Source organism: Streptomyces iranensis, from assembly GCF_017874715.1.
GTDB classification, from domain to species: domain Bacteria; phylum Actinomycetota; class Actinomycetes; order Streptomycetales; family Streptomycetaceae; genus Streptomyces; species Streptomyces iranensis.
Map to the genome: position 1 here is coordinate 306,645 of NZ_JAGGLR010000009.1, position 16,497 is coordinate 323,141.

Sequence of the window (16,497 nt, forward strand, 5' to 3'; positions counted from 1 at the left end):
ACGCAAGGAAGCGCCCATGAGCCATCGCACCGCCCGCCGCCACGCGGCACTGCTCACCGCCCTGCTCGCCATCCTGTGGGGCCTGATCTCCGCCCCGCCCGCCGCCACGGCGGCCCCGCACACCGCCGCCGCGGGCACCTTCCGCAACCCCCTCAACACCGGCCCCGACCCCTTCGTGACCACCTGGAACGGCACCTACTACCTGACCACCACGCAGGGCGACAGCATCCGGATGTGGCGCTCCAACTCCCTGGGCACCCTGCTCGACGCCGACCCCGTCACCGTGTGGACGGACACCGACGGCTCCCGCAACCAGCACATCTGGGCACCGGAGTTCTACCGCTTCGGCAACCGCTGGTACCTCTACTACACCGCCGACGACGGGGTCGACGACCACCACCGGCTCTATGTGCTGGAGTCCGACCGCGACGACCCGGCCGGTCCCTACCACTTCAAGTCCCGGCTGACGCCGCCCAACCACACCGCCGACTTCGCCATCGACCCCGGCATCCTCGAGCACAACGGGCGCCTCTACCTCGCCTACTCCGGTATCAACCAGTACCAGCACAACGGCCTCAACATCGCTCCGATGTCCAACCCGTACACCGTCTCGGGCAACGCGGTCGCCATCAACGCGGCCGGCGGCTGCCAGGAGGTTCGCGAGGGCCCCGAGTTCCTCTACCGCAACGGCCGCACCTGGATGACGTACTCCACCTGCGACACGGGCAAGCCGGACTACCAGGTCTGGATGATGTCCCTGCCGTCCGCCGCCGACCCGCTCGTGCCCGGCAACTGGACCCAGCACTCCGGTGCGGTGTTCTCCCGCGCCGACGACCACGGCGTCTACGGGCCCGGCCACCACGCGTTCTTCCGCTCGCCCGACGGGAAGGAGGACTGGATCGTCTACCACGCCAAGAGCACATCGGTGAACACCTACTCCAACCGCACCACCCGCGCGCAGAAGATCACCTGGAACGCCGACGGCAGCCCGAACCTGGGCCGCCCGCTCGCCATGGGCGCCACCCAGGACCTGCCGTCCGGCGACCCGGGAGCGGGCACATACTGGATCAACGACGACAACCGGTCCAGCGGTGACGGAAGCGTGTCGTACACCGGCACCTGGAACTCGGGGACCGGCTGCGCCACCCAGTGCTTCTGGAGCGACGACCACTGGAGCGACCGGGCGGGCAACGCCGCCACCTTCTCCTTCACCGGCACCCGGATCGCCCTGCTGTCGGTCCGCGACACCGGCAACGGCATAGCCGCCCTCAGCATCGACGGCGGCCCCGAGCAACGCGTCGACTTCTACGGCGCGATCCGCACCGGCGAGACGCTGCAGTACCTCAGTCCCCGGCTCGCCTCCGGCCGGCACACCCTGCGCGTCCGGGTGACCGGCGAGCACAACGCCCAGTCGGGCGCCTCGTTCGTGAGCGTGGACCGCGCCGAGGTGTACACCCGCTGACACCCGGCACATCCGCGGCCCCCGCCCGGCGGCGGGGGCCGCACACGCCACGCGGCCGGATGAGGCATAACGCCCCGCGCGATCCCGCCGGGGCCTGCCCTACCGTGGCGCGGGTGGATCTCAACTTGCTCGTGGCGCTCGACGCCCTGCTGGAGGAGAACAGCGTGACCGCCGCGGCGGACCGGCTGAACCTCTCGCCACCGGCGATGAGCCGGACGCTGGCCCGGATCCGTCGCGCGACCGGCGACGACATCCTGGTGCGCGCCGGACGCACCATGGTCCCGACCCCGCGCGCCCTCGAACTGCGCGAGGAGACCCGCGACCTGGTCCGGCGGGCCACCGCCGTGCTCACTCCCGTACGCCGACTCGACCTGGCCGGGCTGAACCGGCACTTCACGGTGCGGGGGCATGACGCGCTGCTGGCGGCCCTCGCCGCCCCGCTGATCGCCAGGGTCGGCGTCACCGCCCCGAACATCCACCTGAGCCTGCTGGCCGAGTCCTCCGCCGACCAGCCCGACCTCGCCCGGGGCCGGGTCGATCTGGAGATCGGCGCGGACCGGCCGGGCCGCCCGGAGCTCTCCTCCGAGGTGGTCGGCACCGACCGGATGGTGCTGGCCCTGCGGCGGGGGCATCCGCTCGCCAAGGGCCGGGTCGGTCTCGACAAGCTCATCCGCATGACCTTCGTGACCGTCTCGCGCCGGGGCCGACTGCACGACGCCATCGACGACGCCCTCGCCGAACGCGGGCTGCGGCGGTGGGTGATCGCGTCCCTGCCGACGAGCGCCGCGGCGGTGGACGTGGTGTCCCGTTCGGACGCCGTGGCCGTCGTCGCCGAGCGGGTCTGCCGACCCGCCTCGGCGAGGCTCGGCCTCGTCACCCGGCGGCTCCCGCTGGAGCTGCCACCGGCCCAGGTGGTCCTCACCTGGCATCACCGGCACGACAGCGACCCCGCCCACGCGTGGCTGCGCGGCCAGGTGCGGGACGTGCTCCGTGAGGCGACCGACGGCACCGCGGCATCGTGAGCCGCTTGGCACACTATTCTTCGTATTGTCAGATGGCGAGGGTCGCGCGCAGCGCCGGTTGCAGCCGCTCGCCGTGTGCGCGCACCATCTCGTCGCACAGCTCCCAGATCTGCTCGACCCGCAGGGCGGCGGCGGTCGCCGGGTCGGTCATGGCCGCGTGCCGGATATGGCGCGGCTCGTCCTCCAGGGCGGCGCGCACCACCAGGTCGTTCATGCTGAGGTAGGTGCGGTTGAGCGCGGCGAGCTGCGGGGGCAGCGCACCGGCACGGGTCGGCCGCACACCGGACCGGTCGACCAGACACGGCACTTCGACCACGCCGTGGGCCGGGAGGTTCTCGATGAGGCCGTGGTTGGGCACATTGCCGTAGACGGTCCTGGGGGTGCCGGTCACCATGGAGTGGATGATCTGCGGGGCGTACTCCATGGTCCCCTCGACGTCGATGTTGGCTCCGGCCGCGAGCGCGTCGCGGGTGCGTTCGTACTCGGCCACGTTCTCGTCCACGATGCCGAGGTACGCGCCGACGGGCAGCCGCAGCCGCTCGATCTCGCTGTCGTGGTGCAGATACCAGGGCACGTACTCGGAGGAGTGCTCGCTGGTCTCCGTCGGGTAGTAGCCGAGCCGCCGGTACATGTCGACGCGGACCCGCCGCCGCAGCTGCTCGTCATCGGCGATCAGCGCGTCCAGCCGGGGGTAGAGGTCGCTGCCGTCGTGCTCCAGCCGGAGCACCCACGCCTGGTGGTTGACCCCGGCGGCGCGGTAGGTGACCTCGGCGAAGGGGACCTCCAGCAGATTGCACAGGTCATGGATGGTCCAGTGCACCGAGTGGCACAGGCCGACCACCCGGGTCAGCCCGGTGGCCGCCACGAGGTACTGCACGTTCATGGCCATCGGGTTGGTGTAGTTGAGCAGCCATGCCCCGGGGCATACGGCGGCGATGTCCTCGCCCAGCGCCTTGAGGAACGGGAAGGTGCGCAGTGCGCGGAAGATGCCGCCGACGCCGAGGGTGTCGCCGATGGTCTGCCGCACACCGTGGCGCGCGGGGATCTCGAAGTCGACTCGGGTGGCCTCCCCCATGCCGATCTGGACGAGGTTGATGACGAAGTCGGCGCCGTCGAGTGCCTCGCGCCGGTCGGCGTGTGCGGTGATGTGCGCGGTGGCGCCCCGCCGCTCGGCGATGTAGCGCGCGGCGGCCTCGGCGGTGGCCAGGCGTTCGGCGTCGATGTCGTGCAGGGCGATCCGCGCGGACTTCAGCTCCGGGAAGGCGAAGAGGTCCGCCAGCAGGCCCTGGGTGAAGACGACGCTGCCCGCGCCGATCAGCACGATCTTGGGGTTGATCATGACGGGATGTCTCCGTTGGCGGTGAGGTGGGTGAGGGCTTCGTCCCAGGTGGGCTGGGCGGTGGTGCCGCCCGCGGCACGGGTGGACAGCGCACCGCAGGCGGCGGCGAGGTCGAGCGCCTCGGCGATGGGCCGGCCGGTCAGCCGTCCGGCGAGGAAGCCCGCGTCGAAGCTGTCGCCCGCGCCGACGGCGTCCTGGGGTGTGACACGGATCCCGGCGGTGGTGAGCAGGGTCCGGCCGTCGTGGCACAGCGCACCGTCCGGCCCGTTCTTGACGGCCACCAGCGGGACCTGCCGCGCGAGGAGTTCGGCGGCGTCCGCCACGGACGTGCCGTCGGTGCCCGCCAGCCGGTGTGCCTCGGCGGCGTTGGGCAGCAGGAGGTCGGTCCGGGCGAGGACGGGCGCCAGCGCGGCGCGGTCCCACCGGCCCGAGGGGTCGTCGTTGGTGTCCAGCGAGGTGGTGGCGCCCGTCGCGCGGGCGGCGTCGAACAGGTCCGGCAGATCGGCGGCGAGCCCCGGCATGAGGAAGAAGGACGCGGCGTGGAGGTGGCGGGCCGAGGTCAGCAGGTGTGGGGGTATGTCGCGTCCCGAGGTGGCGGCGAGTGTGCCCGGGGAGGTGAGGATGGCCCGGTCGTCCCCGCGGGTCACGATGACCGTGAGCGGTGTCGGCAGGGCGCTGTCCAGGTGCAGTCCTTGGACGTCGACGCCGTGCGCCGCGAGCCGGTCGCGCATGTAGTGTCCGGCGCCGTCGTCCCCGACGCGTCCGGCGAAGGCCACGCGCAGCCCCAGCCGGGCGGCGCCGCACGCGGTGATCGCGGCGGATCCGCCGAGGGTGAGCGCGCCGCTGTCGACGAGCTGTTCGCGCTGGCCGAAGGCGAGCGGCGGATCGAGCGGTCCGACGATGACGTCCGGGTTGGCGTCCCCGATGACGAGCAGGTCGAAGGTGGGTGGCATACGGGTTCCTGACGGGTGAGGGAGGGGCTGGGCGGTGCCGGTCAGCCCTTGAGACCGGTGGAGGTGATCGACCGGACGAAGGTCTTCTGGGCGGCGAGGAAGGCGAGCAGCACCGGCAGGACGGTGATGACATTCCCCGCCATCACGGCCGACCACTGGGTGTGGTGCTGCCCCCGGAAGGTGGTCAGGCCCAGCTGGAGGGTGTAGTTGGCGTCGTGGTTCAGCGCGATGAGCGGCCACGACAGGTCGTTCCAGGTGGTGAGGAAGGTCAGGACGGCGACCGTGCTCAGCGCCGGGCGGGACAGGGGTACGACGATCTGGAACAGCACCCGCAGCCGCGAACACCCGTCGATCCAGGCGGCCTCCTCCAGCTCCCTGGGCAGGGAGAGGAAGAACTGCCGCAGCAGGAACACCGCGAACGGCGTCACCAGCGAGGGCACGATCAGCGCCCCGAGGGTGTCGACGAGCCCCAGCTTCCGCATCACCAGGAAGGTCGGGATCATCGTCAGCTGGAACGGGATGGCCATGGTGGCCAGCATCAGCACCAGCAGCACCCGGGACCCGCCGAACCGCATCCGGGCGAAGGCGTATCCGCCCAGCGTCCCCAGCAGCAGATTGGACACGACCGCGACGGCCGAGACGATCAGGGAGTTGGCGAACCAGCGCGGGAACATCGCGTTGCCGAGCACGAAGCGGTAGCCGCCCAGGTGGATCCCGGAGGGCCAGAGCGCGGGCGGAAAGCGGTTGATCTCCGCGTCGCTCATCACCGAGCTCAGCCCCAGCCAGATCAGCGGTACGGCGAAGAGCAGCGCCAGTGGCGCGAGCAGCAGATGCCACGGGCTGAACGGCAGCCGCGGCCGCCGCCGTGGGGACGGGTCCGTCATGACGTGGCTCCCTCGATACGGCGGTCGCCACGGCGCCGGACCAGCCGCAGCGCGGCGGCGGCCACCAGCAGGGCGACGCCGAGGACGTAGGCCGCCGCGGCCCCGTAACCGGCGGTGAAGTTGCGGAACGCCTGCTCCCAGACGAAGTAGACGATCACGGTGGTGGATCCGAGCGGACCACCCTTCGTCGTCACATACACCAGGTCGAAGACCTGCAGCGCGCTGATCGTCTGCCAGAGCAGCAGAAACACGCTGACCGGCGCGATGGTGGGCAGGGTGACATGGCGCAGCACATGACGGCGCTCCGCGCCGTCCAGGGTGGCGGCCTCGGTCAGTTCGCGGGGCACGTCCTGGAGGGCCGCCAGATAGATCACGACGCAGAAACCGGTGCCGCTCCACAGCGAGATGCCCACCAGGACCAGCAGCGCCTGGCCCGGGTCGGACAGGAAGCCCTGCGGGGAGACTCCGAGGTGGTGCAGCAGCGAGTTGGCCGCGCCGAACTCCGGGTCGAGGATGAAGGAGAACAGCACGCCCTGGGCGGCGGCCGAGACCACGAACGGCACGAAGAGCAGCGTGCGGTACAGACCGGCGAACCGGATCCGGCGGTTGAGGACCAGCGCGAGCACCAGCCCCAGACCGATGCTCAGCGGTACGTACAGCGCCGTGTACTCCAGGGTGTTGCGCACGGCCTGGGCGAACTGCGGATCGTCGGCCAGTTGGCGGTAGTTGTCCCAGCCCACCCAGACGCTCGGGGTGAGGAGGTCGCTGTACTGGAACGACAGCAGCAGGGACCACAGGACGGGGACGACGCTCAGGCCCAGGATGACCAGGACGGAGGGGAGGACGAACGCCCAGGCGGTCGCGGCCTCCCGACGGCCTCTGCGGCGTGCGGGACGGGCCGGTGTGCGGGGTGCCGGACGGGTGATGGGGGTGGGCAGACGGGACATGGGGAACTCCTCAACGCACCTTGGCGATGGCCGCGTTGGCCTCGTCGGCGCACCGCCGCAGCGCCTTCGCCGGTGTGCTCCTGCCGAGCAGGACGGCGGTGATGGCCTCGCCGAACGGCATGGAGATCTTGGGGTAGGCACGGTCGACGGGCCGTACCCGGGCGGTCTCCAGCACCTCGGTGAACACCGGCAGACCGGGCACCTCGGCCGCGTACGCCCGCCACTGCGGACGGCGCTCGGCCGGGCGGCTCTGCGGCAGACTGCCCGCCTGGGTGTCCCACTGATACGCCTGCTCGGGCTCCATGAGCCAGCCGACGAACGTACGGGCGGCCTTCAGCCGCGCGGAGCCGTTGTCGAACACGCTCCAGGTGTCCGGGCCGGAGATGGTCACCGACCTGCCGTGGAAGCTCGGCAGCGGGACGACCTGATAGTCGATCTTCGCCTGGCGGATGTCGGGCAGTTGCCAGGGCCCGGTGGCGACCATGCCCAGCCGGCCGGCGGCGAACGCCTGGTACATCTGCTCGCCACCGGGTTTGGGATCGACGTAGACGCTTCTGTCCTTGGCGAGTGCCGCGAGCACCTCGAGGGACCGGACCCCGGGTTCGCCCGCGAACCCGATCTCGCGCTTGCCCTCGGCGATGACCTCGCCGCCCAGATCCCAGATCATGGGCCACATCCGCCACACCGTGTCCTCGTCACCCGCGGCGGGCCAGCCGGTGCCGAACGTGCCCCTGCCGCGGTCGGTCAGCTTCCTGGCCGTCTCGATGAAGTCCCGCCAGGTCCAGCCGGGGCCCGGCAGCTCAAGACCCGCCCGGCGGAAGAGGGCCTTGTTGCACACCACGGCGAGCGAGTCCAGCACCGCGGGCACCGCACGGACCACACCGTCGACCGTGACGCCCTCCCGGGCGGCGGGCCAGTACTGCTTCCACGGCACCTGCCCGGATTCCACGACCGCCGTCAGATCCGCCAGTTGGGGGCTTCTGGCGACGCTGGCCAGGTCGGACCCGAAGATGTAGGCGACATCGGGCGGGGATCCGGCGACGAGACCGGCCATCACCTTCTGCAGCATGTCGTCCGCGAGCACGCCACCGCTCAGGTCGATCCGTATCTTCGGGTGGCGGTGGTGGAAGTCGGCCACGAGCCGCTTGACCGCTCGCAGGGCGGTGCTGGTCTGCCCGTGCCACACCTCGATGTGCACGATTCCGTGGGAATCCACCCCCAGGCCCGTCCCGCATCCCGCCACGGCGGCGCCCGTGGCGCCGGTGAGCGCCATCGCCCCGCCGCCACGCAGCACCCCACGCCGGGACGGACCGCCGCGCACAGGGGGAGGGATACGCGAACGGTTCAGGCTCATCGCTGAGAGCTCCATGATCCGAGGGCACGGCCCCGCCTCGGTCACGGACAGCGACCTGGCGACTCGGGCCGGACTCACGGCGGAGCCGCATACCGGCTGGGCGTACCTCTGCCGCCGAGGATTCGACATCGGCGTGCCAGGGAGTAAACCGATCAGAACGAATCACGTCAAGAGCGTGAAACTGCTCAGTGTCGGCTTTGAACACGCACAAGCAATCAGCGGGTGGACGCTCCTCGGTGGGCATTTCACACAGAGGCGGGCATATCGCCGCGCGGGGACCTGTCGATTCCCGCGCGGCGAAGCCGCCGGACAGGCCCTAGATCCGCCGAAGCCCCACCAGCACGCGCTCCATCAGGGAGACGTCCGGTACCTCGCCCTCCGCGGAAGCCGTCCGGTGGACGGTGATCAGGCCGTGCTCGGCCATGTCGCCGAGCAGGACCTTGGCCACCCCCAGCGGCACCGAGAGCATGGCCGCCACCTCGGCCACCGACCGCGGCTCCTGGCACAGCGCGATCACCGGGCGGTGGTCGGCCTGCAGGGTGTCCATCGAGCGGTGGCCCAGCTCGGTGGTGGTCACCAGGGTCTCGACCTCGAAGTGATGGTCGGACCTGGTCCGGCCGCCCGCCCACGAGTAGGCGCGCACCAGCGAGGCCGGGCCCTGGCTCCCGTCGTGCTCGGAATCCCAGACCCCCGACCGCTCCGGCTCCGACGACCCCCGCGAGAAGGGTTCCCCGGGCTCCTCGGGCCGGGCGTCCCCGCCCCGACGGCGGGACCGGGCGCCCTCCGGCGCCCCGTCGGACCGGGGTGGCTTCCGCCCGCGTCGCCCTTTGCCGAAGCTGAAGGCGTTGAGCACGTCGGCGAAGGTCTGTTCGTCCTCCGCCCCCTGTTCTCTCCCAGGTCCCTGCCCGGAAGGGCCTTCACCGGTGCTCATCATCTCCCCGTCCGCCCTATTGGGCTGCTGTCCGCTTTACCGCCCGCAGGTTCAATTCCTGCAGCTCGGCGCGGAGTTCCGGGGTCAGCATCTCGCCGACCTGATCGACCAGTACCGTCATCTCGTACGCCACCTGACCGATCTCGCAGTCCGGCGCCGCCAGCACCACGAGGCACGAGCCGTCCTTGATCGACATCAGGAGCATGTTCCCGAGCTCCATCTGGATCACGGAGGACCGCACATCACCGGTATCCAGGCACTGGGCAGCGCCCTGGATCAGGCTGACGGCCCCGGCGGCAATGGTGGCGACCTGCTCGGCCCGATCGGCCGCCAGCCCGTCCGACGCGGTGAGCAACAGCCCGTCGGCCGAGACCACCACGGCGCACGCCACATTGGGCACACGCTCGGTGAAGTTGGTGACCAGCCATCCGAACTGGCTCACCTCCCGCAGCTGGGGTGAGGTCATGGGTTCTTCCTGTCCATCTTCGCTGAGACCTTATGTCTCGTCGCGTCCGTCGGGCTGAGCCCGCCGGATGCCCGACTGGTAATTGCTGAGGAACGAATGGGTGCGTCCGGCGTTCCGCCGTGCGGCGGCGTCGTCCGCGGTGGCGCGCGGCGCGGGCCGCTCTCCGGTGGCGCGCGGCTTGTCCCGGTCCGCCGCCTGGCCCTGGCGCGGCACCCGCCGGGGCAGCCCGGCCTGGGTGACGCCGCCCGCGTCCGCGGCGCCGGGCCGCTCATGGACGATCTGGCCGGGCTCGTCCGCGGGGTCCGGCCGGCTCTCGTCGGGAGGTCCGGGCGGAGCGGGGTCGGGCCGCCGGGAGGCGTCGGACGCTGGAAGGTCCACGGACTTCCGGTCATCGGGCGGCTCCTCGCCATGGGAGCCCGCCGGGGCCGTCTCGGGCGACGCGAACCATGGTGAGGAAGCGTCGTCCGGGGCGGTGGGACGCGAACGCCGCGGTGGCACCGTGGGCTGCCCCGGCGGCTGTGCCGTACGGCGGTCCGCGGGCGTTCCGCCGTCGCCGGGCAGGCGGCCGGACTTCTCCGGTGCGCCCTTGCCGACCGGTGTGCCCTTGCCGACCGGTGTGCCCTCGCCGACCGGCGCGGGATGGCCCGGCTTGGCGGGGTGGTCCGGTTTGGCGGGGCTCCGACGCGGCAGTCCGCCGGTCTGCTGGGGATCCGTGAACGCCCGCGAGGAGCTGGGGCGGGCCGGCAGGGAGCGGCCCGCGTGCTCGGACTCGGCCGGGGCGTCACCGGCGCGTAGCGAGCGGGGGCCGTCGGGCACGCGGCGCGGCAGAGGTGTCGCCGGGGCGCCGCCGAGCTCACGGTGCGGCCGCGCCGGCTCGGACGTCTTGGCGGAAGTCCTCCGGATGGGCAGCGAGTTCTCCCGGCCCGCGATGGCGGGCTTGTCCCCGAGCATCAGCCTGGCCGGTACCAGCACACCCGCGCGCAGTCCGCCACCGGTGCCCCGCTCCGAGATCAGCTCCACGGTGACGCCGTGGCGGCGGGCCAGCTGACCGACGACGGTCAAGCCCATCTGCCGGGACGTAGGTACCTCCACGGATGCGTCCCCCGCCACGCGCCGATGAGCCTTGGCCAGTTCGGCACCGCTCATCCCAAATCCCTCGTCGCGGACCTCGATCAGTGCGGAACCGTCCAGCCGTAGTGTATTGCTGACGGTCACCTGGGCCTCCGGCGGGGAGAACGCGGTGGCGTTGTCCAGCAGCTCAGCGATCATTCGCGCCAGGTCACCGGCAGCGTACCCGATCACCTCGGCGGTGGGAACGGGCTCCACCACCACCCGCCGGTAGTGCTCGATCTCGGAGACCGCGGCGCGCAGCACACTGTCCAGCTGCACCCGCTGCTCGGAGGGACGGACCGGGGTGCTGCCGCACAGGACCATCAGGTTCTCGTTGTTGCGGCGCATACGGGTCGCCAGGTGGTCCAGCTTGAAGAGGCTGGCCAGCTGGTCCGGGTCCTCTTCGTGCGACTCGAGCTGCTCCATCAGGCGCAGCAGCCGGTCCACCAGGCTCTGGCTGCGCCGGGAGAGGTTGACCAGGGTGTCGCGCAGATCGCCGCGGAGCGCGGCCTGTTCGGCGGCCAGGCGCACGGCCTGACCGTGCACCGCGTCGAACGCCCTCGCGAGCTGTCCGAACTCCTCGGTGGTGTGGACCGGTACGGCGCTGATCGCGGTGCTGGACGCCTCGCCCTCGCGGATGCTGGACACCGCTTCCGGGAGCCGGCGCTCGGCCACGTCCAGCGCGGTGGAGCGCAGCACGGTCAGCGACCGCAGCAGATGCCGGGCGATGGCGATGCCGATGGCGAAGGCGAGCAGGAGCACGGCGAAGAGCAGCACGGACTCCGCACCGGCCCGGTCGCTGGTCTCGTCCTGGAGCTTGGCGGAGGTCACTCGGAGCCGGTCGGCGAGCCGCTTCTCCACCGTGCTGATGAGACTTCCGTGCGCCTCCGAACTGCGGTGCCAGGTGCGGCCGGAGAACGGCGGGGCGTCGGCGCCGTTCCGCCCGGCGTTCAGCGAACCCGCCTGGGACAGCACGCCGTCCAGCAGCTTGGTGCGCCGATCGACCTCCGGACCGGTGACCGTGCGGTCGTAGGCGCGCTGGTCCCCCGCGGTGGCCACGGCGCGGAAGTCGCTCAGCTTGTCCCGCAGGCGGATGTCGGACTCCTGGAGCGCCCTGATGAGCTTGGGGTCCTCCAGCCTGCCGGGCTCGGGCGCCACCATGACGATCACATGCTGGAGGTGGACCTGCTCCTGGACCATCTCCAGGTCGTACAGCGCGCTGGCCGGTCCGGACAGCTGGGCGTCACCGAACCCGCTGCCCAGCGCCTGGTCCAGGTCGAGCAGACTGTTGATGATCTTGCTGTACTCGGTCACCGCGGTCCATGAGCCCAGATCCTTGGACGTCACCCGCTCGCGCAGGCCGGGCAGTCCGTCCAGGAGCCTGGACGCGTCGCGGTAGCGGTTGGCCGAAACCCCCTTCAGACCGGTGGTCCGCTTCGTGGTGCGGGTGACGGCGGCCTGAGCGCGGTCCACGCGCTGGGTCTGGCGGCGCAGCATGGCCGGATCGGCGGACCCGCCGTCACCCAGCCGCTCGGCCGACAGGGTGCGCTCCATCTGCAGATCGCCGATCAACGGCCGCAGTCCACCGCGCAGCTTGACCAGCCGCTGCACGTCCGCGTACGAGTTGGCGCGCTCGACGTCGCGCTGGATCTGCACGACGCCCAGGGCCACGGCGAGCAGAGCGGGCACCACCAGAACGGCGCCCAGCTTCACCGGCAGCCGCCAGTTGCGCCACTCCATGACGCCGGCCCACCACGACGGCGAGCGGTCGCGCGCGGCCGCATGCCTGCCCGGGGTCATGAGACGCGCTCCGCGCTCGGACCGGCTTGCCCACAGGGATGTATCACGATGCCGTTTCTCCTGGGATTTCCCGGGATGGGGAAAGTCGAACGCCCGGCAGGCGCGCGGGTCCATCGCTTCGGCGATGCGCCCGCGCGCCTGCCTTTACTCGAACAACTTGCTGCTTTTCTCCGCCAGTTGATAGAGGCCGTACAGAAACGGCACCGTCACCCACAGCCATGCCACGACCATCACCACGGGGGAACCCGTCTTGGTCGCGTTCGGCGAAGGGCCGTCTGCGTCAGTCACCGGTTTACCGCCTCTCTGCCGGAATGGGATCGGGGGTTTCCTCCGGGGGTGCCGACTCCTCCCGGGCCGCCGGCTCCGGCTCATGGAACTTCGGATTCACCGGACGTACCAGCTCGTTCGCGATGAAGCCGATGACGAGCAGACCCATCATGAGCGAGAACGAGAAGGTGTAGAGAGCCGGGCCGGAACGCCCGTCCTCATGTGCGGAATCCGCGATGGAATCCACGATGAGCGGTCCGGCCACTCCGGCGACCGACCACGCGGTCAGCAGCCGGCCGTGGATCGCGCCGACCTGGTAGGTGCCGAACAGATCCTTGAGGTAGGCCGGAACGGTGGCGAATCCGCCGCCGTAGAACGAAAGGATCACCATCGTCGAGGCGACGAACAGCGCGGTGCTGCTGTCCTTCTCGAGCATGATGGTGAGGTAGAGCAGGGCACCGGCGCCCAGGTACAGCCGGTAGATGTTCTTCCGGCCGACCACGTCGGAGACCGAGGACCACACGAAGCGACCGGCCATGTTGGCCAGGGACAGCAGCGCGACGAACCCGGTGGCGGCGCTCGCGCTCACCGGACTCGCCGTGTCGTGGAAGAAGTCCTGGATCATCGGGGCGGCCTTCTCCAGGATCCCGATACCAGCAGTAACGTTCATGCACAGCACGACCCAGAGCAGCCAGAACTGCGGCGTCCGCACCGCGTTCCTGGCCGATACGTTCGCGGTGGTGACGAGCGGCTTGCCCGCGTCGACGCGGGGCGTCCAGCCGGCCGGCCGCCAGCCCTCCGGCGGCACCCTCACCAGCACTACACCCAGCGACATGAACACGGCGTAGGCCAGGCCGTGCACCAGGAACGTCTTGGCGATGCCACTGGTGTCACTGCCGAACGCCTTCAGCATCTCCGTCGACCAGGGAGACGCGATCAGCGCGCCACCGCCGAAACCCATGATCGCCGTACCGGTGGCCATGCCCGGCCGGTCCGGGAACCACTTCATCAAGGTGGACACCGGCGCGATGTACCCGATACCGAGGCCGACTCCGCCGATGCCGCCGTAGCCGAGGACGACCAGCCAGTAATTGCGCGTGGCGACGCCGAGCGCGGCGACCAGGAAGCCGGTCGAGAAGGCCACGAGCGCCACGAACATGGCCCAGCGCGGCCCCTTTTTCTCCACCAGCGTTCCCCCGAACGCGGCGGAGAGCCCCAGCACCAGAATGCCGATCTGGAACGGGAGGGCGCTAGCCGTTCCCGAGATGTCTAGGGAATCCTCCAGGGGTATCTTAAAGACACTCCAGGCGTACGCCTGGCCGATGGAGAAGTGGATCGCAAGCGCCGCCGGAGGAATCAGCCAACGATTCCAGCCCGCGCCTGCGACGATGCGAGAGCGGTCGAGGAAACCCACAGATCAACCTACCTCCGGCTTCTCGGGAACACCCCCGCAGACTGCGATCCTTGGCCTATCCAAACACCCCGGGGGAGGGAGTGGCGAGCCGGGAGCTGCCGTCATATGCCAATGGCAGACGCACTGCCCAGGCGGCACGCTCACCGCACTCACGCTCGCGCACGATGGGACGTTCTACCCGAGATGAGGTTCTACCAGTGGCGACACTTGGGACACAACGCCGGGTGCCGAAATGTCCTCAAGGCGCAACCCTGAGCATCCATCGGCAACCTGACACCAAGTCAAAAAGGACAACACGGGAAGGTGAGACAAAGTATTGGTTCAGCGACCTCTCCCGTCATATTCGAGATGGCGCCGAAGCCGGATGCGCACCCTGACACGTGCCCACCTGCGCCGGTGAGAAGCAGGTGCGACGTTGACTGCGTCCGGTGCCTTACTACACTTGCCGCGTCAAGGGCCCGCCGGTTGCCCTCCCCTGACGCCCGAGCGCGGGCGCCCCCGAACCGACGTTTTCGTCAGAAAAACCCCGGAGAAAACCATGAATAAATCGGTGCGATCGCCCGCTTCCTTGCCATCCGAGCGGGCCACCGGAACGGGGTTCGCCGATCGCGGTGACGACATCGGGGAGCCCGACTTCGAGGCGATCCAGCAGAGCCCGGAGTTCAAACTCCTGCGCAAAAGACTACTCTGGTTCATCTTCCCGATGAGCGCCTTCTTCCTGTGCTGGTACATGACCTTCGTTCTCTTCTCGGCCTACGACCACGACTTCATGAGCCGCAAGCTGTTCGGCGCGGTCAACACCGGCACCGTTTTCGGTCTGCTGCAGTTCGTGACGACCATGGCGATCGTCCTGACATACCGGCGCTTCGCGCGCAAGAAACTTGATCCCCAGGTGGACACGATCCACGAGCTGGCGGGAGTCGGCAAGGAATGACAGTGCAGATCGCAGCCCGCGCGACCGGCAGCCCGATAATCAACCTGAGCGTCTTCTTCGCTTTCGTCGTCATCACGCTGCTCGTCGTCTACAAGGCCACCAACAGGAATTCGACCACCTCCGACTACTACGCCGCGGGCAGCGCCTTCAGCGGCGTCCAGAACGGCATCGCCCTCTCCGGCGACTTCCTCTCCGCGGCCTCCTTCCTCGGCATCTCGGGGGCGATCGCCGTCCACGGCTACGACGGCTTCCTCTACTCCGTGGGGTGGCTCGTGGCATGGCTGGTCGCCCTGCTGCTCGTCGGCGAACGGCTGCGCAACACCGGGCGGTTCACGGTCGGCGATGTGATGGCCTACCGCATGAAGCAGCGCCCGGTGCGCGCGGCGGCGGCCAACGCCACCCTGGTGATCACGTTCTTCTACATGCTCGCCCAGATGGCCGGCGCGGGTGGTCTGATCGCCCTGCTGCTCAATGTGCACAGCAAGGGCGGGCAGGCCCTCATCATCACCGGCGTCGGCCTCGTCATGGTCTTCTACGTCCTGGTGGGCGGCATGAAGGGCACCACCTGGGTGCAGATCATCAAGGCGGGCCTGCTGCTGATCTGCGTGACCTTCATGAGCGTGTTCCTGCTCGGCAAGTTCGGGTTCAGCCTCTCGGCGATCCTCGACCAGGCGTCGCAGAACAGCCCGCTGGGCGGCGAACTGCTCAACCCCGGCGGCTGGTACGGCAAGAACGCGATGGACCAGCTCGACTTCGTCTCACTCTCCCTGGCGCTGGTCCTCGGCATCTCCAGCCTGCCGCACGTGCTGATGCGCTTCTACACCGTGCCGGACGCCAAGGAGGCCCGGCGCTCGGTGGTGTGGTGCTCCTGGTCGATGTTCATCTTCTATCTGTCGATCCTGCTCGTCGGGTACGGCGCCACCGCGCTGGTCGGTTCGGACAAGATCGTGAACGCGCCCGGCGGCGAGAACTCCGCGGCTCCGCTGCTCGCCTTCGAGATCGGCGGTGCGATGCTCCTGGGCATCGTCTCCGCGGTGGCCTTCGCGACGATCCTGGCGGTGGTGGCCGGACTGACCCTGGCCGCCTCGGCATCGTTCGCCCATGACGTGTACGCCAATGTGATCCGGAACGGAAAGGCCGATCCGCGGTCCGAGATCCGGGTCGCCCGTCTGACGGCGCTCGTGATCGGCTTCCTGGCCATCCTCGGCGGCATCCTGACCAACGGCCAGAACGTCGCCTTCCTGGTGTCGCTGGCCCTGGCGCTCGCCGCCTCCGCCAATCTGCCGACGATCCTCTACACGCTGTTCTGGAAGCGCTTCAACACGACCGGGACGCTGTGGAGCATCTACGGCGGACTGGTGTCCGGCCTGGTGCTCATCATCTTCTCCCCCGCCATCTCCGGCAGCTCCACGTCGATCATCAAGGGCGTGGACTTCCACTGGTTCCCGCTCACCAACCCCGGACTGGTGTCCATTCCGCTCTCCTTCCTCTGCGGCTTCCTCGGCACGGTCTTCAGCAAGGAGCCCGCGGACCCCAAGAAGCAGGCGGAGATGGAGGTGCGGTCGCTGACCGGCATCGGTTCGAAGGCTTAAGCGACAGGGCCCCAGGCGGTCC

Annotated in this window: 14 protein-coding genes; 4 read left to right on the forward strand and 10 right to left on the reverse strand. The window is 70.0% G+C overall.

Features of this window, described 5'->3' with window-relative positions; translation table 11 throughout:
* The first annotated feature begins 16 nt into the window (after positions 1-16).
* Both J2Z30_RS18860 and J2Z30_RS18865 read left to right on the forward strand, forming a co-directional pair.
* A complete protein-coding gene (locus tag J2Z30_RS18860) occupies positions 17-1,462 on the forward strand; it encodes a glycoside hydrolase family 43 protein (protein WP_044568287.1) in 1,446 nt (481 codons plus the stop codon).
* Positions 1,463-1,575: 113 nt separating this feature from the next.
* On the forward strand, positions 1,576-2,484 hold the full coding sequence (locus J2Z30_RS18865) for a LysR family transcriptional regulator (RefSeq protein ID WP_308279960.1): 909 nt from the start codon (positions 1,576-1,578) through the stop codon (positions 2,482-2,484).
* A gap of 28 nt (positions 2,485-2,512) precedes the next feature.
* Here J2Z30_RS18865 and J2Z30_RS18870 read toward each other — a convergent pair whose 3' ends face one another.
* The 10 genes from J2Z30_RS18870 to J2Z30_RS18915 form a co-directional block, all read right to left on the reverse strand.
* The gene (locus J2Z30_RS18870; protein WP_044568289.1) at positions 2,513-3,823 is read right to left on the reverse strand and encodes an alpha-glucosidase/alpha-galactosidase; all 1,311 of its coding nucleotides are present in this window, start codon (positions 3,821-3,823) and stop codon (positions 2,513-2,515) included.
* Entirely contained in the window at positions 3,820-4,776 is a 957-nt protein-coding gene (locus J2Z30_RS18875) for a carbohydrate kinase family protein (RefSeq protein ID WP_044568290.1), read from the reverse strand. Before J2Z30_RS18875 ends, J2Z30_RS18870 begins: the two co-directional genes overlap by 4 nt.
* 41 nt (positions 4,777-4,817) lie before the next feature.
* Positions 4,818-5,660, reverse strand: coding sequence for a carbohydrate ABC transporter permease (locus J2Z30_RS18880; protein WP_044568291.1), 843 nt, complete (start codon positions 5,658-5,660; stop codon positions 4,818-4,820).
* A complete protein-coding gene (locus tag J2Z30_RS18885; RefSeq protein WP_044568292.1) occupies positions 5,657-6,607 on the reverse strand; it encodes a carbohydrate ABC transporter permease in 951 nt (316 codons plus the stop codon). The genes J2Z30_RS18880 and J2Z30_RS18885 overlap by 4 nt, the downstream gene beginning before the upstream one ends.
* A 10-nt stretch (positions 6,608-6,617) precedes the next feature.
* Positions 6,618-7,961, reverse strand: coding sequence for an ABC transporter substrate-binding protein (locus tag J2Z30_RS18890; RefSeq protein WP_044568293.1), 1,344 nt, complete (start codon positions 7,959-7,961; stop codon positions 6,618-6,620).
* Positions 7,962-8,277: 316 nt separating this feature from the next.
* The gene (locus J2Z30_RS18895) at positions 8,278-8,892 is read right to left on the reverse strand and encodes a DUF742 domain-containing protein (protein WP_245388144.1); all 615 of its coding nucleotides are present in this window, start codon (positions 8,890-8,892) and stop codon (positions 8,278-8,280) included.
* A 16-nt stretch (positions 8,893-8,908) separates the two neighbouring features.
* Positions 8,909-9,358: a roadblock/LC7 domain-containing protein gene (locus J2Z30_RS18900; RefSeq protein ID WP_044568294.1), complete on the reverse strand. Its 450-nt coding sequence runs from the start codon at positions 9,356-9,358 to the stop codon at positions 8,909-8,911.
* A 30-nt stretch (positions 9,359-9,388) separates the two neighbouring features.
* Positions 9,389-12,268, reverse strand: coding sequence for a nitrate- and nitrite sensing domain-containing protein (locus tag J2Z30_RS18905; RefSeq protein WP_044568295.1), 2,880 nt, complete (start codon positions 12,266-12,268; stop codon positions 9,389-9,391).
* 144 nt (positions 12,269-12,412) lie between these two features.
* Positions 12,413-12,556 (reverse strand): MFS transporter small subunit, encoded by a 144-nt coding sequence (locus J2Z30_RS18910; protein WP_209468745.1) that lies wholly within the window; start codon positions 12,554-12,556, stop codon positions 12,413-12,415.
* Between the two features lie 4 nt (positions 12,557-12,560).
* Positions 12,561-13,949, reverse strand: a complete 1,389-nt coding sequence (locus J2Z30_RS18915) for an L-lactate MFS transporter (protein ID WP_044568296.1) — start codon at positions 13,947-13,949, stop codon at positions 12,561-12,563.
* Between the two features lie 538 nt (positions 13,950-14,487).
* On the opposite strand from J2Z30_RS18915, the gene J2Z30_RS18920 reads away from it, so the two are divergent.
* Positions 14,488-14,883, forward strand: a complete 396-nt coding sequence (locus J2Z30_RS18920) for a DUF485 domain-containing protein (RefSeq protein WP_044568297.1) — start codon at positions 14,488-14,490, stop codon at positions 14,881-14,883.
* Positions 14,880-16,475, forward strand: coding sequence for a monocarboxylic acid transporter (locus tag J2Z30_RS18925; protein ID WP_044568298.1), 1,596 nt, complete (start codon positions 14,880-14,882; stop codon positions 16,473-16,475). The genes J2Z30_RS18920 and J2Z30_RS18925 overlap by 4 nt, the downstream gene beginning before the upstream one ends.
* Positions 16,476-16,497: the final 22 nt, after the last annotated feature.